This is a genomic window from Frateuria sp. sgz306004 (genome assembly GCF_057750885.1).
On sequence record NZ_JBYLFE010000001.1, the window covers coordinates 224,360 to 242,605 of the forward strand.

Consider the following 18,246-nt stretch of genomic DNA (forward strand, 5'->3'; position numbering starts at 1 on the left):
TTTTTGGGTATAGCGAGGTGCTTCCTGCGTGGGTTGAGGGGCGAACTTCAGCCCTTCAGCGACGCGGCCGCGTAGGCCTTGAGCTTGGCGAGCATGGCTGCCAGGCCGTTGGAGCGGGTGGGGGAGAGGTGCTTGGCCAGGCCAATGGCTTCGATAAAGCGCGGCTCGGTAGCCACGATCTCACTGGCGGGGCGATCGGAATACACGCGCAGCACCAGGGCGATGAGGCCCGAGACGATCGCCGAATCGCTGGCAGCCTGGAAATGCAGGCGCTCGGCGCTTCCGCTCGGCACCAGCCACACCATCGACTGGCAGCCGTGTACGCGGAAATCCTCGGTCTTGAGCTCTTCGGGAAAGGGCGGCAGTTGCTTGCCCAGATCGATCAGGTACTGGTAGCGCTCGGTCCAATCGCCAAAGAAAGCGAACTCTTCGACGATATCTTGCTGCGCCTGCTCGGCGCTGGAGGTGGCAATCGCATTCATCTGCGCATTATCGCGCGTTTGGCTCATCCTCGCCGGCATGGCCCTTCGACGGAAAAGGGCCATGCCTGCCAAGGTGGGGCGGATCAGCCCTTGGCGACGCTCCAGCGCGTGCCCTGGGCGCCATCTTCGATCACGATACCCATGGCCGAGAGTTCCTCGCGGATCGCATCGGCCCGCTTGAAGTCGCGTGCCGCGCGTGCCGACCGGCGCTCCTGCAGCAAGGCCTCGACGCGGGCCTCGTCCACCGTGGTGTCCCCGCCCGCCTGCTTGAACCAGGCTTCAGGGTCTTGCTGCAGCAGGCCGAGCAGGGCGCCGGCGCCCAGCAGGGCCGCCTTGGCGTGGCGCCGGGAATCATCATTGTCCGCCTGGCGGGCGATATCGGCCAGGTGAGACAGTTCGGCCAGCGCCAGCGGCGTGTTCAGGTCATCGCACAGCGCGGCTTCCACGGCGGCGGGTATCGGCAGATCGCCAGCGTCCACGGTCACGTGGGCCAGATCGCGCAGCACGCGATACCAGCCGTCCAGGGTGCTGATGGCCTGGGTCAGGGCGGCATCGGACCAATCCAACGGCTGGCGATAGTGGCCGCGCAGCAGCAACAGGCGCAGCGCCTCGGGCGGATGCTCCTTGAGCAACTCGTGCACTAGCATCACGTTGCCCAGCGACTTGGACATCTTGCGGCCGCTGAAGGTGAGCATGCCGTTGTGCAGCCAGAAGCGCGCAAACACCTTGCCGCCGTGGGCGCAGGTGGACTGGGCGATCTCGTTCTCGTGGTGCGGGAACTGCAGGTCCACGCCGCCGGCATGGATATCGATGGTCTCGCCCAGATGCGCTTCGCTCATGGCCGAGCACTCGATGTGCCAGCCGGGGCGGCCACGGCCCCACGGGCTCTCCCAGCCGGGCAGTTCCGGAGTGGAGGGCTTCCACAGCACGAAGTCGCCCGGGCTCTTCTTGTAAGGAGCCACTTCCACGCGGGCGCCGGCGAGCAGTTCCTCCGGGTCGCGGCCCGAGAGGGCCCCATACGCGGGGTAGGAATCCACCTCGAACAGTACGTGCCCTTCGGCGGCGTAGGCGTGACCACCGGCGATCAGGCGCTCGATCATCGCGATGATCTGCGGGATATGGGTGGTGGCGTGCGGCTCCACATCCGGCGGGGCGATGCCCAGCTGTGCCATATCCTCGCGGTAGGCCTGGGTATAGCGACCGGTGATGGCCTCGATGCCCACGCCCAGCTGCTGGGCGGCGGCGTTGATCTTGTCGTCCACGTCGGTGATGTTGCGGGCATACACCACCTTGGGGAAGTGGCGGCGCAGCAGTCGCACCAGCACGTCGAACACCACCGGGCCGCGCGCGTTGCCGATATGCACGTAGTTGTAGACCGTCGGCCCGCACAGGTACATGGTCACCCGATCCGGGTTCAGCGGGGCAAACGGTTCGACACGGCGGGTGAGACTGTTGTGGAGCGAGATCGGCATCGGCAGGAGGTCCGGGCGAAAGGAAGCGCGCACCCTGGCGGGCGCAAGCCGGTCGCGCATCTTAACAAGCCGCCGGGCTCTCCGCAGGGCGGCTGGGGCCGCATATGAATCGACCTGGACGGGAAAAGCTTAGATACGAAACGTTCTAAGCGTCGATTCAGAGTGAATTTGCTGCAATGGATGGTAGTGGCGCAAAGATGCGCCCTGATCTTGCCCTGAGCGGAGGCCGCTGTGTCCAAATGGTTGTTCCCTGCGCTGGCGCTGTCACTGATGGCCACCGGCGTGTGTGCGCAGGATGCGCGTTATCAGCAGTACCAGAACGACGACAACAACACCCACTATGGCTGGGCCGATGTCCTGCGCGTCGATCCGGTCTATGGCGTGGCGCGCACCGAAGTGCCGCGCCAGGAGTGCTATGACCAGCAGGTGGTGCGCCAGGCGCCCAGCCAGGGCTCCACGGCTGGCACCATCCTCGGCGCGGTGGTTGGCGGTGTGCTGGGCAGTACCGTAGGCAAGGGAGACGGTCGAACCGCGGCCACGGTGGTCGGCGCGGTGGCTGGCGGCGCGGTGGGCAACAGCGCCTCGCGCTCCGGCGGCGGCGAATACGAAACCACCGAAACCCGCTGCCGCCAGGTGGCGGCGGTGAGCGAGCAGCGTCGCATCATGGGTTATGACGTGGAATACCGTTACCGCGGCGAGGTCTACGTGTCTCGCCTCAACTATGACCCCGGCGAGCGCCTGCGGGTGCGGGTCAGCGTTTCTCCCGCCGATTGAGACTCCACATCGCCGCCCCTGGGGCGGCGATGTGCTTTGGCGCCTCCGTTTCATCCGTGGCGCTCCGGCGGCGGGTTGGGGCGGCCCAGGCCCTCGCTTGTTGCATGGCAGCGAAAATCCCGTCATGATGCGCGTTCAACCTCCCGGAACCTCCATGTCCGCAGCCGTCTATACCGCTACAGTCCTCACCAGCGCCCGCATGGCCGCTGGCATGACGTCGCGTGCTCGCCGACCGCTGTCCCGACATTCGGCCGGGTAGGCTGTCGCACGCGTTTCATGTGTATCGACGACAAAACCCGGCCTGCAGCCGGGTTTTTTTGTTTCCGCGATCCGAAGATTCGACAAGGGCATTCACCGACATGACTCTCCGCCACTTTTTGACCACCCAGGATTACAGCCGCGCCGAGATCGATGCGCTGCTCGAACAGGCTGCGGCCTTCAAGCGCAGCCCGCGCGGCCAGCAGTTGGCCGGCAAGTCGGTGGCGCTGATGTTCTTCAATCCCTCCATGCGTACTCGCACCAGCTTTGAGCTGGGCACGTTCCACCTGGGCGGCCATGCCATCGTGCTGGCGCCGGGCAAGGACGCGTGGCCGATCGAGTTCGAGGTGGGCACCGTGATGGACGGGGATACCGAGGAGCACATCGCCGAAGTGGCACGCGTGCTGTCGCGCTATGTGGACCTGATCGCCGTGCGCGCGTTCCCGAAATTCCAGGACTGGGCGGTGGATCGCCAGGACAACGTGATCAAGGCCTTTGCCAAGTACGCCACGGTGCCGGTGATCAATATGGAGACCATCACCCATCCGTGTCAGGAGCTGGCGCACGCGCTGGCGCTCAAGGAGCACCTGGGCAACCTGCAGAACAAGAAGTACGTGCTTACCTGGACCTACCACCCCAAGCCGCTGAACACGGCGGTGGCCAACTCGGCGTTGCTGATCGCGACCAAGATGGGCATGGACGTGACCCTGCTGTGCCCCACGCCCGATTACGTGCTGGACGAGCGCTACATGGAGTTCGGTTACCACAACGCCAAGGAGAACGGCGGCTCGCTCAAGGTCAGCCATGACATCGAGGAGGCCTACAGCGGCGCCGATGTGGTGTATGCCAAGAGCTGGGGCGCGCTGCCGTTCTTCGGTCGCTGGGAGCAGGAAAAGCCGATCCGCGAGGCGAACAAGCACTTCATCGTGGACGAGGCCAAGATGGCGCTCACCAACAACGGCCTGTTCAGTCACTGCCTGCCGCTGCGCCGCAACGTCAAGGCCACCGACGCCGTGATGGACTCGCCCGCATGCATCGCCATCGACGAAGCCGAAAACCGCCTGCACGTGCAGAAGGCCGTGATGGCCTCGCTCATCGGCCAGCGCTGAGACGCGCCATGTATCTGCCCTCGTCTTTCCGGGAAGCGCGAGAGGATCGCCTGCACGCACTGATGCAGGCGCACCCGTTCGCCACCATGCTGGTGCATGGCGCGGATGGGCTGGCGGCGAACCATTTGCCGCTGGAGCTGATCGATGGCACGCACCTGCACGGGCACGTGGCGCGCGGCAATGAGCTGTCGCGCCACGATGGCGCCGAGGTGCTGGTGATCTTCCGTGGGCCGGACGGTTACGTCAGCCCCAACTGGTATCCGAGCAAGCATGAAACCGGCCGAGAAGTGCCCACCTGGAACTACGCGGTGGTGCATGTGCATGGCCGCTTGCGCGTGGTGGAGGAGGCGCACTGGCTGCGCGCGTTGCTGGAGCGGTTGACCGATCGTCACGAAGCCGGTCAGGCCAAGCCCTGGCGCGTGGCCGATGCGCCGGAGGACCACACCCAAAAGCTATTGCGCGCCATCGTGGGCCTGGAAATCACCATCGAGCGCATCGAGGGCAAGTTCAAGCTGAGCCAGAACCATCCGGCGGCCAATCGTGCGGGTGTCATGGCCGGGCTGCGTGAACGTGCTGCACCGGGCGACGCCGCACTGGCCGATCTCATGTCGCACATCGAAGAGGGCAGGTCGTGAGCCGAACGCACCAGCATCACTATGAGGTCCAGGTCACTTGGACCGGCAACCAGGGCACCGGTACCAAGACCTATCAGGGCTACGGCCGCGACCATGAGATTCGCATCGCCGGCAAGCCGATGTTGGCCGGTTCGTCCGATCCCACCTTCCGCGGCGACGCCAGCAAGCACAACCCGGAAGACATGCTGGTCACGGCGCTGTCCACCTGCCACATGTTGTCCTACCTGCACCAGGCGGTGCTGGCGGGCGTGGTGGTGACCGCGTACGTGGACGAAGCGCAAGGGCTCATGGAAACCACCGTCGAGGGCGGCCGTTTCGTCGAGGTGGTGCTGCGTCCTGTGGTCACCATTGCTGCCGGCAGCGACCCGGCCAAGGCCGAGGCAGCGCACGAGCCGGCTCACCATGCCTGTTTCATCGCCAATTCCGTCAATTTCCCGGTGCGCTGCGAGCCGCGCATCGTGGTTGAATCTCTCTGAAATACCTTCCGTTTAGCCTTCCATCCAGGATCTGCAAGCCATGAGCAAAGATATCGTCCTCGCCTTCTCCGGTGGCCTCGACACCAGCTTCTGCGTGCCTTACCTCAAGGAGCGCGGCTGGGCCGTGCATACCATCTTTGCCGACACCGGCGGCGTGGATGCCGAAGAGCGTGCGTACATCGAACAGCGCGCCAAGGAGCTGGGCGTGGCTAGCCATGTCACGGTGGATGGCGGTCCGGCGATCTGGGAAGGCTTCGTCAAGCCGTTCGTGCACGCCGGCGAGGCCTACCAGGGCCAATACCCGCTGCTGGTGTCCGACCGCTATTTGATCGTGGACGCCGCCATTGCGCGCGCGAAGGAACTGGGCACCAAGGCCATCGCACATGGCTGCACCGGCATGGGCAATGACCAGGTGCGTTTCGACCTGGCGGTGAAGGCGCTGGGCGACTATGAAATCGTGGCGCCGATCCGCGAGATCCAGAAGGAGCACACCCAGACCCGCGCCTACGAGCAGGCTTATCTCGAAGAGCGTGGCTTCGAAGTGCGCGCCAAGCAGAAGAGCTACACCATCAACGAGAACCTGCTCGGCGTGACCCTGTCCGGTGGCGAGATCGACCATTGGAAGACCCCGGGCGAGGGTGCTCGCGGCTGGTGCAAGCCGCGCGCTGAATGGCCGTCCGAAAAGCTCACCGTCACGCTGGGCTTCGAGCAGGGCGAGGCGGTGTCGCTCAACGGCGAGAAGCTGCCGGGTGCCAAGCTGCTGGCCAAGCTCAATGAGCTGTTCGCGCCCTATGGTGTGGGTCGCGGCATGTATACCGGCGACACCACCATTGGCCTCAAGGGCCGCATCGTGTTCGAGGCGCCGGGCCTGATCTCGCTGCTCGCCGCGCACCGCGCGCTGGAAGAAGCCGTGCTGACCAAGCAGCAGAACCGCTTCAAGCCCGACGTTGCGCGCAAGTGGGTGGAAGTGGTGTACGAAGGCTTCTATCACGACCCGATCAAGACCGACCTGGAAGCGTTCCTGGCGTCGAGCCAGCGTTGCGTGAACGGCGAAGTGGTGCTGGAAACCACGGGCGCCCAGGTGACGGCGGTGGAAGTGCGTTCGCCGCACATCCTCAACGCCAAGGGCGCCACCTACGCACAGTCCGCCGACTGGGGCGTGGCCGAGGCCGAAGGCTTCATCAAGCTGTTCGGCATGAGCAGCACCCTCTGGGCCGAAGTGAACCGCGGCTAATCACAGGCAGGAGCACAGCGACATGGATCATCACTTGCGTATCTCCACCGACAAGGATCAGCTCGACCTCGCGCTGATCCACGCGTTTCTTTCGACCCAGTCCGGCTGGGCACAGGGCATTTCGCTGGAGACGGTACGCAAGTCGATTGACCATTCGCTGTGCTTTGGCGGCTATGACGCCTCCGGCCAGGTGGCTTTCGCGCGCGTCATCACCGACTTCGCCACGTTCGCCAACCTGGTGGACGTTTTCGTGCTGCCGGCCCATCGCGGCAAGGCCTACGGCAAGCAGGTGGTGGAGGCGGTGATGGCGCACCCGGAGCTGCAGGGGCTGCGTCGCTTCACGCTGGCCACCTTCGATGCGCATGAGCTCTACGCGCGCCACGGCTTCACCGCACCTCATCGCCCTGAGACGCTGATGGAAATCTATCGGCCGGGCATCTATCAGTCGGCTCAGGCGTGACGAGCCAGGCAACGCATTTTCGACAACGGACCTCATGAGCGCATTACTCGACGCAACCCTCAGGCACCTTCGCGCGCTGGTCGGCTACGACACGCGCAACCCGCCGCGCGATATCGGCACCGATGGCATCTTCGATTACCTGCGGCAGAACCTGCCGGGCTTCGATGTCACCGTGACCGATTACGGCGCGGGTGCCGTCACGCTGCACGCCGTACGTGGCCAGCCCAAGGTGTTGTTCAACGTGCACCTGGATACGGTGCCCGATTCGCCGAACTGGACAGCCAGCCCGCATGAGCTGCGCCTTACCGCAGACCGGGCCATCGGCCTTGGCGCCTGCGACATCAAGGGCGCGGCCGCTGCGCTGGTGGCCGTGGCAAATGCCACGACCGGCGACATGGCCATGCTGTTGTCGACCGACGAGGAAGCCAACGACCCGCGCTGCATCGCCGGTTTCCTCAAGGACAAGCCGGCCTACGAGGCGGTGATTGTGGCCGAGCCGACCAAGGGCGAGGCGGTGCTGGCGCACCGTGGCATCCACTCGGTGCAGATGAGCTTCAAGGGCCATGCGGGCCATGCGTCGGGCGAGCAGAAGCCTACCGACAGTGCGCTGCATCAGGCCATGCGCTGGGGCGGCGCCGCGCTCGATTACGTGGAGCAACAGGCCCATGAGCGCTTCGGCGGCCTGACGGGTCTGCGCTTCAATATCGGCAAGGTCGAGGGTGGCATCAAGGCCAACATGATCGCCCCGTCGGCCGAGGTTCGCTTCGGCTTTCGTCCGCTGCCAACCATGGCGCCGGCGCAACTGCTCCATACCTTCCGCACCCTCGTCGAACCCCAGCCGGTGACGTTCGAGGAACTGTTCCGCGGCGATTCGCTGCCGGCCGGCGACACCGCCACCGCCGAAGCACGCCGCCTGGCCGCGCGCGATCTGGCGGACGAGTTGAACATCCCCATTGGCAATGCCGTGGACTTCTGGACCGAAGCGGCGCTGTTCTCCGCCGCCGGCTACATCTGCTTCGTCTACGGCCCGGGCGACATCGCACAGGCCCATACCGCCGACGAGTGGGTCGCCCTGGACCAGCTCGAGCACTACGCCAACACCATCTACCGCATCATCGATAAGAGCTAAGTCATCGTGGAAGCCCACAAGCACACCCGGAAAACCATCGTCCGCCTGCTTTCGAGCATGGGCAGCGCGAAGGAAATCCAGCAATACCTCAAGCGCTTCTCCCAGCTGGATGCCAAGCGCTTCGCCGTGGTGAAGGTCGGCGGCGCCGTGCTGCGCGATGACCTGCCGGCACTGACCTCCTCGCTCACCTTCCTCCAGCAGGTTGGCCTTACGCCGATCGTGTTGCATGGCGCGGGCCCGCAGTTGGACGAAGAGCTCTCCGCTGCCGGCATCGAGAAGCAGACCGTCAATGGCTTGCGCGTGACCACGCCCAAGGCGCTGGCAATCGTGCGCAAGGTGTTCCAGGAGCAGAACCTGCGCCTGGTCGAAGCCCTGCAGACCATGGATACGCGCGCCACCTCGGTGCCCTCGGGCGTATTCACCGCCAGCTATATCGATCGCGACACCTACGGTCTCGTCGGCAAGGTCAGCCACATCAACCTGGCGCCGATCGAGGCCAGCCTGCGCGCCGGTTCCATCCCGGTCATCGCCAGTCTGGGCGAGACGGAGGAGGGGCAGATCCTCAACGTCAACGCCGACTTTGCCGCCAACGAGCTGGTGCGCGTGCTGCAGCCGTACAAGATCGTGTTCCTCACCGGCACCGGCGGCCTGCTGGACGACCAGGGCAAGATCATCGACTCGATCAACCTCAGCACCGAGTTCGAGCACCTGATGAACCAGCCGTGGATCAACGGCGGCATGAAGCTCAAGATCGAACAGATCGCCGACTTGCTCAACGATCTGCCGCTGACCTCGTCGGTGTCCATCACCAAGCCGTCGGAGCTTGCCAAGGAGCTGTTCACCCACAAGGGCTCCGGCACACTGGTGCGCCGCGGCGAGAAGGTGAAGCGCTACGAATCGTGGGACGGCATCGACCAGGACCGCATGCGCGCACTGATCGAATCGAGCTTCGGGCGCACACTGGTGCCCGATTACTTCAGCCGCACGCAGCCCTATCGCATCTACGTGAGCGAGAACTATCGCGCCGCGATGATCCTGACGATGGAGGGCGGCCTGCCGTACCTGGACAAGTTCGCCGTGCTGGACGATGCCCAGGGCGAAGGCCTGGGGCGCGCCGTGTGGCAGGTGATGCGCGAGGAGAATCCGCAGCTGTTCTGGCGCTCGCGCCACGGAAACAACGTGAATCACTTCTATTACGCCGAATCGGACGGCTGCCTCAAGCAGCCGCGCTGGAAAGTGTTCTGGTACGGCATCAACGATTTCGACACGATCGCAAGCTGCGTCGCGCATTGCGCCCAGCGCTTGCCGACCTTGGTGGACTGAGACCCATGAGCAACAACGTTTTCCGTATCGGCATCGTCGGCGCGCGCGGGCATACCGGTGCCGAGCTGATCCGCCTGGTGGCGGCGCATCCGTCGCTGGAGCTGGTGTTCGTGTCATCGCGTGAACTCGATGGCCAGCGCGTGGCCGATCACGTCAGCGGCTTCCAGGGCGAGCTGCGTTACGCCAGCCTGGACCCGGCAGCCGTCGCTGCGCAGGGCGCGGATGTGGTGGTGCTGGCGCTGCCCAATGGCAAGGCTGAGCCCTTTGTGCAGGCCATCGACCAAGCCAGGCCGGACACGCTGATCGTCGATCTGTCGGCCGACTACCGCTTCAACGAGAAGTGGTACTACGGCCTGCCCGAGCTGATGCGCCAGCGTTGGCGCGGTGAGAAGCGCATCAGCAACCCCGGTTGCTATGCCACGGCCGTGCAGTTGTCGATCGCGCCGTTGAAGGACCTGCTTGCCGCGCCGCCGGTGAGCTTCGGCGTTTCCGGCTATTCCGGCGCCGGTACCACGCCGTCCGATCGCAACGACCCGGAGAAGCTGCGCGACAACCTGATGCCGTACTCGCTCACTGGTCATATGCATGAGAAGGAAGCGAGCCGCCATCTCGGTGTGCCGGTGGAATTCATGCCGCATGTCGCGCCGCATTTTCGCGGCCTGACGGTCACCACCAACCTGTACCTGGCGCGCCAGGTCAAGCGCGAGGACATCGTCCAGCGTTTCCATGCCGCCTATGACGGCGAAAAGCTGGTGCGCGTGGTGGATGAAGCGCCGTGGGTCAGCCAGATCGCCAACCAACATCATGTAGACATCGGTGGCTTTGCCGTATCCAACGACGGCAAGCGCGTGGTGGTGGTGGCTACCCTGGACAACCTGCTCAAGGGCGCCGCCACGCAGGCCATGCAGAACATCAATCGCGCCATTGGCGTGGACGAGTACACGGCGATTCCGGTGGCTTGACGGTCGGGCCTGCGCGCGCAGGCCGGATCCATCCCCAGGACACGTCTTCCATCTTTCGCAGGACAAGGCCCCATGACCCAGCCGCTCTGGCAAAAATCCAATATCAAGATCGACGCCCGCATCATGACATTCCTGGCGGGCGACGACGTGCTGCTGGATCGCGAGTTCTTTCTCCATGACATCACCGCGAGCAAGGCGCACGTGGAAGGCCTGGCGCACATCGGCGTGGTGAGCGAGGCTGAGGCGGCTGCGCTCAAGCGCGAGCTGGATCTGCTCGCGGACGACTTCCGCGCGGGGCAGTTCGTGCTGGACGAGCGCTACGAAGACGGCCACTCCGCCATCGAAGCGCGCCTTACCGAGCGCCTGGGGGATGCCGGTCGTCGCGTGCACACGGGCCGCAGCCGTAACGACCAGATCCTGGTCGCCACGCGCCTGTGGTTGAAGGAGCAACTCGCGACACTCGAAACGCATTGCCGCGCCGTGGCCAAGGTATGCCTGGATCGCGCCGCGCAGCCGGCGGTGCCCCTGCCGGGCTACACCCACCTGCAGCGCGCCGTGGTGTCTTCCACCGCCATGTGGTTTGCCGGTTTTGCCGAGGGCTTCATCGACAATGCGTTGCGCGCCCGCCAGACCTCGGCCCTGATCGACGCCAATCCGCTCGGTACGGCCGCCGGTTATGGCGTCAATCTCAAGCTTGATCGCGAGCACACCACGCGCGCGCTCGGCTTCTCGCGCATGCAGATATCGCCCATCTACGCGCAGCTTTCGCGCGGCAAGTTCGAAATGGCCGTGCTGGAAGCCATGGCCGGCGCCTTGCTCGATGTGCGCCGCCTGGCCTGGGATCTTTCCCTGTTCACCACGGCGGAGTTCGATTTCGTGAAGCTGCCGTCGGAGTACACCACCGGCAGCTCGATCATGCCCAACAAGCGCAACCCCGATGTGGTGGAACTGCTGCGCGCCAGCTACGCCAGCGTGGCAGCGGCGCGAACCGAGATCGAGCAATTGCTCTCGTTGCCGTCGGGCTATCAGCGCGACCTGCAATTCTCCAAGGGCTCGTTGTTCCATGGCGTGCGTCACGGCCTCGCCGCGCTGGAACTCGTGCCGGATCTGCTGGCGCGCATGAGCTGGAACGAGCCGGCCATGCGCGCGGCCATCGAGCCGGCCATGTATGCGACCGACGTGGCCATCGAGCAGGCGGCGGCCGGCGTGCCGTTCCGCGATGCCTACCGTGCCGCGGCGGATGCGGCGGCATCCGCTGGTGAAGGCCGCACGCCCGAGGGTAGCCTGGCGGCGCGCGTGTCGCCCGGCTCCGGCAACGATCTGCGCCTGGAGGAATTGCACGCCAGGCTTGGGCAACTGGACGGCTAAACGGTGAATGGCATGGGGACCGTCAGTACGGGGAATGCCGAACACTACCGTTGGGGACAAGGCTGCGACGGCTGGCATCTGCTGGCCGGCAGCGACCTTAGCGTGATCGAAGAGCGCATGCCGCCGGGTGCTGCCGAAGTGCGGCACCGGCACCAGCATGCGCGCCAGTTCTTCTACGTACTGGCGGGCGAGCTTACGCTCGAGCTGGATGGCGAGGTGCATTGCCTCGCCATTCACCAGGGGCTTCACGTACCGCCGGGCGGCGCGCACCAGGCGCGCAATGAAAGCCCCGATGAGGTGCGCTTTCTGGTGGTCTCCTCGCCCCGCAGTCATGGCGATCGCCAGGACGCACCCGTGAAGGGCGACGTATGAGTGCAACGCCTGAACAACCCTTGCCCGCCTGGCGCAGGGCGGTGCTCAAGGTGGGCAGCAATCTGCTGGCTGCCGATGGTGGCGGCCTTACGGACCAGTACGCGCGTGCGCTGGCCGAGTTCATCGACGCCAGCCGTGCGGCTGGGCGGCAGGTGGTGCTGGTGTCATCGGGCGCCGTTGCCGCGGGCCGCGCCTTGCTGCGCGAACACGCCAGTGCGCCCAGCAATCTCGCGGCCCGGCAGGCGCTGGCGGCGCTCGGCCAGGCACCCATGATCGCGTTGTGGCAATCGTTGAGTCAGCGCCCGGTGGCGCAGGTGCTGCTCACTCACGACGATTTGCGCAATCGTCGGCGCTACCTCAATGCACGCGCCACGCTGCGTGAGCTGCTGGCGCTGGACGTGCTGCCCGTGGTGAACGAGAACGACACGGTGGCGGTGGACGAACTCAAGCTGGGTGACAACGACAATCTGGCCGCCATCGTGGCCGCCCTGGTCGACGCCGACCTGTTGCTGATTGCCTCGGATATCGATGCTCTCTATAGCGCCGACCCGCGCCGCGACCCCAGCGCCGTTCCGTTGGGTTACGTGCCGTCGCTCACGCCGGAAGTGTTGGCCATGGCCGGTGGCAGCGGCAGTGCCGTGGGCACGGGCGGCATGCGCACCAAGCTTGAGGCCGCGGCTAAGGCCGGAGCGGCGGGTGTTCCCACCGCGCTGTTCAGTGGCCGCCAGGCCGCCAGCGTACGGGGCTTGGCCGCGGGCCGGCTGCGCGGCACTTTGTTCGAGGCCGCTCGCAGCCGCATGCAGGCGCGCAAGTATTGGTTGCGCCACGCACCCGGTGCGCCGGGGCGCATCGAAGTGGATGCGGGCGCTGCACGGGCCCTGGCGAGCGGTCGTGCGTCCTTGTTGCCGGGCGGGATCACCAGCGTACAGGGTGAATTCCATCGCGGCGATCTCGTGGAGATCGTCAGCGCGGCCGGCACTGCAGTGGCACGCGGCCTGGCTCAATACGGCGCCGGTGAAGTGCGGCGGCTGGCGGGCAGGCACAGTCGCGATGCGGAGCACGTGCTGGGGTACAGCTATGGTGCCGAAGTGGTTCACCGGGATGATCTGGTGACGCTGGACGACGCGGATGCGGTGGAGAGATCGACGCATGAGTGAACTACGCCAACAAGGGCTGGCGTGCCGTGATGCGGCCTTGCAGGTCGCGGCATTGGATACGAAAGCCAAGCAGGACCTGCTGTGCGCCATGGCGGCGGCGCTGGAACTGCAGACCGTGCAGATCCTGGCCGCCAATGCGCGCGACATGCACAGCGCGCGGGACAAGGGTGTACAGGGCGCGATGCTCGACCGGCTGCTTTTGGATGAGGCTCGTGTTGGCGGTATCGCGCAAGCGCTGCGCGAAGTGGCGGCGTTGCCCGATCCGGTCGGCGTAGTTACGCGCCGCGATGTGTTGCCCAATGGGCTGCAGGTCGAGCGCGTGCGTATTCCGCTGGGCGTCGTGGCAATGATTTACGAGGCGCGCCCCAATGTCACGGCGGATGCTGCGGCGTTGTGTCTGATGGCGGGTAACGCGGTCATTCTGCGTGGTGGTTCGGAGGCGATCCATTCCAACACCGCCATCGCAGGCGCGCTGCACGAGGCGCTGCAGGCCCACGGATTGCCCGCCGCGGCGATCACGCTTGTGACCGATCTGCGGCGCGAAGCCATGGTGGAATTGCTGCAGCTGAGCGACATCATCGACCTGGCCATACCGCGCGGCGGGGAAGGGCTGATCCGCTTCGTTACCGAGCATGCACGAGTGCCCGTGATCAAACACTACAAGGGTGTATGCCACTTGTATGTGGATCGCGCCGCCGATCTCTCATTGGCGCTCGATCTATTGGTGGACGGCAAGACATCGCGCCCAGGCGTATGCAATGCGCTGGAGACGCTGCTGGTGCATCGCGACGTCGCGCAGGCGTTCCTGCCCAAGGCCGCGCAGGCGTTGCGGGCACGCGGCGTCGCCTTGCGCGGCGATGATTCAACCCGGGCGCTGGTGCCTGAGGCGCAGTCGGCCACAGAAGACGACTACGCGGCCGAGTTCCTCGATCTGATCCTGGCGATCCGCGTGGTGGACGACCTGGAGCAAGCCATCGCGCATATTCGCCGCCATGGTTCTGATCACACCGAAGTTATTGCCACGCGTGACGAGGCGGCGGCGCAGCGTTTCGTGCAGGCGTTGCGGTCGTCCGTCGTGATGGTGAACGCGTCGTCGCGCTTTTCCGATGGCGGCCAACTGGGTCTTGGTGCGGAAATCGGTATTTCCACCACGCGTCTGCATGCGTACGGCCCGATGGGTGCAGAGTCACTGACGGTGGAGCGATTCGTGGTGCGCGGGCAGGGGCAGGTGAGGCATCCCTTGCGCAGCCCTCAAGGGGTTGGCCAACGTGACATGGGTTCCGCTGTCGATACCGGCGGTGCTTGACTTCGTAAGGCCGACTGGCGATAAGCCCGATATGGGGAAGCAAGGTCGCTACGCCGTTGCATATCAAAGCGAACAATTTTGACTTTATCCGGCTGACCGCCGCGTCGATGGTGCTTTGCTCGCACCAGTTCGCGCTGCTGTTCATGCCGGAGCCACGCCCCTTGGGGCTGTTTACGCTTGGCACGTTGGGTGTGCTGATCTTCTTCGTGGTCAGTGGTTACCTGGTGGCCCAGAGCTGGGATCGTGACGCCAACGTTTGGCGTTTTGCGCTGCGGCGCTTTCTGCGCATTTGGCCCGGTTTGGCGGTCGTGGTCGCACTCACGGTGTTCGTGGCCGGGCCGATATTTACCTCCTTGCCGTTGCGTTCGTACTTTCAAGAGGGGCAAACCTGGAAGTACTTCGGGCAGTTGGTTCTGAGCGTGGAGCTCTACCTGCCTGGTGTGTTCCAGGACAACGTTTGGAAGGTGGTGAACGGTTCGCTATGGACCATTCCGATCGAAGTGCGCTGGTACGGCATCCTGATGCTCGCGGGCATGCTCGGGCTGCTGCATGCACGCCTGCGCTACCTGTTGTTGGCAGTGATACTGGGTTACGCCGGCTATATCTTTCTCATCTTCGACGTGCAACATAACCCGGCCGCCAGCTTTCCCCAGCCGGCGTTCGGCTGCGAGTACGGATGCTTCTTCTGTTACGGAGCAGTGCTTTTCCGTTGGCAGTCGTATTGGAGGAGGCGCCCTGGCATCACGCTGCTTGGCCTGTGCGTGGTGAGCGCACTGGCACTTGCGTGCGGGTATCGGTATCTGTCCGTGTACCTGTTGCTACCGTTTCTGGTGATTTGGTTCGGTAACCTGTCAACACCGGTCCTGTCGCAGGCGGGGCGGTTTGGCGACCTGTCCTATGGCATCTACATCTATGCCTATCTGGTGCAGCAATCGGTTATCGCAGTGATCGGCTACCACCATTCCTACGGCTTGACGCTGGTGCTGTCCGTGGTCGTTACGGTGGCGTGCGCGATCGCATCCTGGCATTTGGTCGAGAAGCCGGCGCTGTCGCTGAAACGGAACCTCGGTTCTCGGCAGCGCGACGGTTTGCCTGGTGCCATTCCGGCCCCATCCGCCAAGCCCGTGATTAGCGGGTCGGAGCTTCCCTGACGCGGGTTAGGCAATGCATGGCAGTGCCTAACCCGGGTGACCGGATGTCAGGCGGAACTATCAAGCAGGCGACCAGCGGCGAACCGCATCGGCAAACGCCACGCAATCGGCATAGCGGTTGTACAAGGCTGCCGGGGAGATGCGGATCACGTCGGGTTCGCGCCAGTCGCCGATGATGCCGTTTTCCATCAGATGATCGAACAGAGCTCGGCCGCGGTCGCGGCCGCCCAGTACGCGGATGGAAAGCTGACTGCCACGACGCTCGGGATCGGCCGGCGTGACTATCTCCAGCACATCGTGCAACTGGGTTTTGACCAGCCACTCTAGATAGCCGGTGAGCCGCAGCGATTTCTCCCGCAGGCGGGCCATGCCAGCGCGGCGGAAGATTTCCAGCGACACGCGCAGCGGCGTCAGCGCGAGAATCGGCGGGTTGCTGAGCTGCCAGCCATCGGCGCCATAGGTGGGCACGAACTCGGGGCCCATCTGGAAGCGCGTGGTCTTGTCGTGCCCCCACCAGCCGGCGAAGCGCGGCAGCTGGCTGCGGGCGTGGCGCTCATGCACGAAGGCGCCGCCCACGGCGCCCGGACCGCTGTTGAGGTATTTGTAGCTGCACCAGATGGCGAAATCCGCGCCGCTGTCGTGCAGTTGCAGCGGAAGGTTACCGACCGCATGCGCCAGATCGAAGCCGACCATGCAGCCATGGCGGCTGGCCAGGCGCGTGATCGCGGCCAGGTCGAACGCCTGCCCGGTGCGGTACTGGATACCGGGCAGCATGACCAGGGCGATGCGCGAGCCATGTTCGGCCAGTACGCGTTCGATGGCCTGCATGGAGATCAGGCCGTTGGGTTCGTCGCCTTCCAGTTCGATCAGCGCGGTGGCCGGGTCGTAGCCGTGGAAGCGAACCTGCGACTCCACCGCGTAACGATCGGTAGGGAAGGCGCCCGCCTCGATCAGGATGGCGTGACGCTCCGCCGTGGGGCGATAGAAACTCACCATCATCAGGTGCAGGTTCACGCCCAGCGTGTTCATGGCGACCACTTCGGTGGGCAACGCACCCACCACGGTCGCCAGGTCATCGCGCACGAACTCGTGGTAATCCATCCAGGGCAGGCGGCCCTTGAAGTGGCCTTCCACGCCCAGCTCGCCCCAGTAATCCAATTCCGCGCTGAGTGCGGGGCGCACGGCGCGCGGCTGCAAGCCCAGTGAGTTGCCGCAGAAATAGTGGCTGTCGCGACCTTCGTGCGGCGGTATCAGGAACTCGTCGCGAAAGCCACTCAGCGGGTCGGCGGCATCCTGGGCTTGCGCCCACGCTGTGGTTGCTACGAATTGTGGTGTGGGCATGATTGCAGATTCTGATGGCGCAAGGGGCTAGCTTGCCATTCACCCCGGGCATCACACCAGTGGCCGTCCTGAGGCTGCAAGGATGGTGTGCCCGCATGTATACGGGCACACCATGCGCTTAATAGGCGCTTGCCGCGCACACCAGCGTGTTGCCGCTCTGGGATGCTTTCCAAGTGCACCTGACTTCCTGTGGATTGGAGTCGCCACCACGGTAGGACCAATCGGTGCTTGCTCCAATGGCGTTCATGTGCTGACCGAATCGTCCCATGTCATCGCCACCACGGTTGGGGCCAACCCAAGTTCCCTGATTCTGGGGTTGGTTGGTGTCGGGTATAAGTTGGCTTCGCGGTGTCGTAGCGCTTCCGGGTACATACTCTAGTTTTGTCGAGTTTGTACTCCTGCTGCTAATCCGGTAAAGCGCTGAGCTTCCGTCGGCAAATGTCACTCGAACCTCTAAAACAGCTTCATCCCGAAGACCAAGCAGCATGAGCATGGTTTGGTCGACCTTATTCATGAATGACCGGACTTGATTCCATTTGTCTCTGTTGTTGGCGATTTCGATGCCGATGCGATTGCGCAAGTTTGCATCTTCAGTGACATCGTAAGCAGATGTCCCTTGATTGAGGCCGGGAACATTCGGTCCGAGGTCAGTGTAAGGAATGGTGATCGCGGCTTGCAGCTTTAGGCCGGAGGCTTGATAGAAGCCGCTCACGTTCGCAAATGCATTGTACACAGAGGGATTCACCGCCACTTCATTGACCTCAATGGCTTCGAGTGGTGGGTCCACTTGGTTTTGATAGCCTCTCTTGAGGCTAAATTGATAAGCGTGAATTGTTCCCGTGCGTAGGTTGTACAGGGTGACGTTGCCCATGTCGTAGTAGTACTTGGCGTTTTGCCTGAAAATGGCGTCGCTATTGCACGCTGTGCATTCGGTGACAATTCCGTCGTAGGCATTGGCAGTCGGTGTCGCGCTAATACCGATGGCAAAGAAGAGTCCGGCTAGAAATGGAAATTTCATGAGTGGCCCCTGATCGTCGATTGAGTAAGTGTTTTCACTTGCTTGCGACTGCGCAATGGAAAAGCAATGCGCAAAACCAGACTGGCATGGCCTGGTTGATCGAGTCGATCTAGGAAGACTTGAGATGCTGTAGGTGCACCTACTGAGTCAGCGTGGCGTCTTTCATCGATGGACGCATTCTTGGGGTGCTCTGAGCAATGGCCGCCATTTCCGTGAAAG

The 18,246-nt window shown here is 64.2% G+C and carries 18 protein-coding genes; 14 read left to right on the forward strand and 4 right to left on the reverse strand.

What is annotated here, in order from left to right; all coding sequences use genetic code 11:
* Positions 1-47 precede the first annotated feature (47 nt).
* Both AC3G2C_RS01055 and cysS read right to left on the reverse strand, forming a co-directional pair.
* Positions 48-482: a SufE family protein gene (locus tag AC3G2C_RS01055; protein ID WP_488382751.1), complete on the reverse strand. Its 435-nt coding sequence runs from the start codon at positions 480-482 to the stop codon at positions 48-50.
* Between the two features lie 83 nt (positions 483-565).
* Positions 566-1,954: a cysteine--tRNA ligase gene (gene cysS / locus AC3G2C_RS01060; protein ID WP_488382752.1), complete on the reverse strand. Its 1,389-nt coding sequence runs from the start codon at positions 1,952-1,954 to the stop codon at positions 566-568.
* Between the two features lie 231 nt (positions 1,955-2,185).
* Here cysS and AC3G2C_RS01065 point away from each other — a divergent pair, with 231 nt between their 5' ends.
* The 14 genes from AC3G2C_RS01065 to AC3G2C_RS01130 all read left to right on the forward strand — a co-directional run bounded on the left by AC3G2C_RS01065 (position 2,186) and on the right by AC3G2C_RS01130 (position 15,668).
* Complete coding sequence (locus AC3G2C_RS01065) at positions 2,186-2,728, forward strand: glycine zipper 2TM domain-containing protein (RefSeq protein ID WP_488382753.1); 543 nt, start codon at positions 2,186-2,188, stop codon at positions 2,726-2,728.
* Positions 2,729-3,087: 359 nt separating this feature from the next.
* Positions 3,088-4,095, forward strand: a complete 1,008-nt coding sequence (locus AC3G2C_RS01070) for an N-acetylornithine carbamoyltransferase (protein ID WP_488382754.1) — start codon at positions 3,088-3,090, stop codon at positions 4,093-4,095.
* An 8-nt stretch (positions 4,096-4,103) separates the two neighbouring features.
* A complete protein-coding gene (locus AC3G2C_RS01075; protein WP_488382755.1) occupies positions 4,104-4,730 on the forward strand; it encodes an FMN-binding negative transcriptional regulator in 627 nt (208 codons plus the stop codon).
* A complete protein-coding gene (locus tag AC3G2C_RS01080) occupies positions 4,727-5,206 on the forward strand; it encodes an OsmC family protein (protein WP_488382756.1) in 480 nt (159 codons plus the stop codon). Before AC3G2C_RS01075 ends, AC3G2C_RS01080 begins: the two co-directional genes overlap by 4 nt.
* Positions 5,207-5,246: 40 nt before the next feature.
* Positions 5,247-6,440, forward strand: a complete 1,194-nt coding sequence (locus tag AC3G2C_RS01085; protein ID WP_488382757.1) for an argininosuccinate synthase — start codon at positions 5,247-5,249, stop codon at positions 6,438-6,440.
* A gap of 22 nt (positions 6,441-6,462) precedes the next feature.
* A complete protein-coding gene (locus AC3G2C_RS01090) occupies positions 6,463-6,900 on the forward strand; it encodes a GNAT family N-acetyltransferase (RefSeq protein ID WP_488382758.1) in 438 nt (145 codons plus the stop codon).
* Positions 6,901-6,934: 34 nt separating this feature from the next.
* A complete protein-coding gene (locus tag AC3G2C_RS01095) occupies positions 6,935-8,029 on the forward strand; it encodes an acetylornithine deacetylase (RefSeq protein WP_488382759.1) in 1,095 nt (364 codons plus the stop codon).
* Positions 8,030-8,086: 57 nt separating this feature from the next.
* On the forward strand, positions 8,087-9,352 hold the full coding sequence (locus AC3G2C_RS01100; protein WP_488383205.1) for an acetylglutamate kinase: 1,266 nt from the start codon (positions 8,087-8,089) through the stop codon (positions 9,350-9,352).
* Positions 9,353-9,357: 5 nt separating this feature from the next.
* Positions 9,358-10,314, forward strand: coding sequence for an N-acetyl-gamma-glutamyl-phosphate reductase (gene argC, locus AC3G2C_RS01105; protein WP_488382760.1), 957 nt, complete (start codon positions 9,358-9,360; stop codon positions 10,312-10,314).
* A 72-nt stretch (positions 10,315-10,386) separates the two neighbouring features.
* A complete protein-coding gene (argH, locus tag AC3G2C_RS01110) occupies positions 10,387-11,682 on the forward strand; it encodes an argininosuccinate lyase (protein ID WP_488382761.1) in 1,296 nt (431 codons plus the stop codon).
* Positions 11,683-11,694: 12 nt separating this feature from the next.
* Positions 11,695-12,054 (forward strand): cupin domain-containing protein, encoded by a 360-nt coding sequence (locus AC3G2C_RS01115; RefSeq protein ID WP_488382762.1) that lies wholly within the window; start codon positions 11,695-11,697, stop codon positions 12,052-12,054.
* Complete coding sequence (proB, locus tag AC3G2C_RS01120; RefSeq protein WP_488382763.1) at positions 12,051-13,211, forward strand: glutamate 5-kinase; 1,161 nt, start codon at positions 12,051-12,053, stop codon at positions 13,209-13,211. Before AC3G2C_RS01115 ends, proB begins: the two co-directional genes overlap by 4 nt.
* A complete protein-coding gene (locus AC3G2C_RS01125) occupies positions 13,204-14,517 on the forward strand; it encodes a glutamate-5-semialdehyde dehydrogenase (RefSeq protein ID WP_488382764.1) in 1,314 nt (437 codons plus the stop codon). Before proB ends, AC3G2C_RS01125 begins: the two co-directional genes overlap by 8 nt.
* Before the next feature lie 56 nt (positions 14,518-14,573).
* Entirely contained in the window at positions 14,574-15,668 is a 1,095-nt protein-coding gene (locus AC3G2C_RS01130; protein ID WP_488382765.1) for an acyltransferase family protein, read from the forward strand.
* Between the two features lie 60 nt (positions 15,669-15,728).
* Here the strand turns inward: AC3G2C_RS01130 and kynU are convergent, their stop codons facing one another.
* Positions 15,729-17,009 (reverse strand): kynureninase, encoded by a 1,281-nt coding sequence (kynU, locus tag AC3G2C_RS01135; protein ID WP_488382766.1) that lies wholly within the window; start codon positions 17,007-17,009, stop codon positions 15,729-15,731.
* A gap of 118 nt (positions 17,010-17,127) precedes the next feature.
* Positions 17,128-18,027, reverse strand: a complete 900-nt coding sequence (locus AC3G2C_RS01140) for a hypothetical protein (protein ID WP_488382767.1) — start codon at positions 18,025-18,027, stop codon at positions 17,128-17,130.
* Positions 18,028-18,246: the final 219 nt, after the last annotated feature.

Coding starts and splice junctions, on each gene's coding strand:
- argH (WP_488382761.1), top strand. CDS start 10,387: ATGACCCAGCCGCTCTGGCAAAAATCCAATATCAAGATCGACGCCCGC.
- AC3G2C_RS01115 (WP_488382762.1), top strand. CDS start 11,695: ATGGGGACCGTCAGTACGGGGAATGCCGAACACTACCGTTGGGGACAA.
- AC3G2C_RS01085 (WP_488382757.1), top strand. CDS start 5,247: ATGAGCAAAGATATCGTCCTCGCCTTCTCCGGTGGCCTCGACACCAGC.
- AC3G2C_RS01055 (WP_488382751.1), bottom strand. CDS start 482: ATGAATGCGATTGCCACCTCCAGCGCCGAGCAGGCGCAGCAAGATATC.
- AC3G2C_RS01075 (WP_488382755.1), top strand. CDS start 4,104: ATGTATCTGCCCTCGTCTTTCCGGGAAGCGCGAGAGGATCGCCTGCAC.
- cysS (WP_488382752.1), bottom strand. CDS start 1,954: ATGCCGATCTCGCTCCACAACAGTCTCACCCGCCGTGTCGAACCGTTT.
- AC3G2C_RS01125 (WP_488382764.1), top strand. CDS start 13,204: ATGAGTGAACTACGCCAACAAGGGCTGGCGTGCCGTGATGCGGCCTTG.
- argC (WP_488382760.1), top strand. CDS start 9,358: ATGAGCAACAACGTTTTCCGTATCGGCATCGTCGGCGCGCGCGGGCAT.
- kynU (WP_488382766.1), bottom strand. CDS start 17,009: ATGCCCACACCACAATTCGTAGCAACCACAGCGTGGGCGCAAGCCCAG.
- proB (WP_488382763.1), top strand. CDS start 12,051: ATGAGTGCAACGCCTGAACAACCCTTGCCCGCCTGGCGCAGGGCGGTG.
- AC3G2C_RS01095 (WP_488382759.1), top strand. CDS start 6,935: ATGAGCGCATTACTCGACGCAACCCTCAGGCACCTTCGCGCGCTGGTC.
- AC3G2C_RS01100 (WP_488383205.1), top strand. CDS start 8,087: ATGGGCAGCGCGAAGGAAATCCAGCAATACCTCAAGCGCTTCTCCCAG.
- AC3G2C_RS01090 (WP_488382758.1), top strand. CDS start 6,463: ATGGATCATCACTTGCGTATCTCCACCGACAAGGATCAGCTCGACCTC.
- AC3G2C_RS01070 (WP_488382754.1), top strand. CDS start 3,088: ATGACTCTCCGCCACTTTTTGACCACCCAGGATTACAGCCGCGCCGAG.
- AC3G2C_RS01140 (WP_488382767.1), bottom strand. CDS start 18,027: ATGAAATTTCCATTTCTAGCCGGACTCTTCTTTGCCATCGGTATTAGC.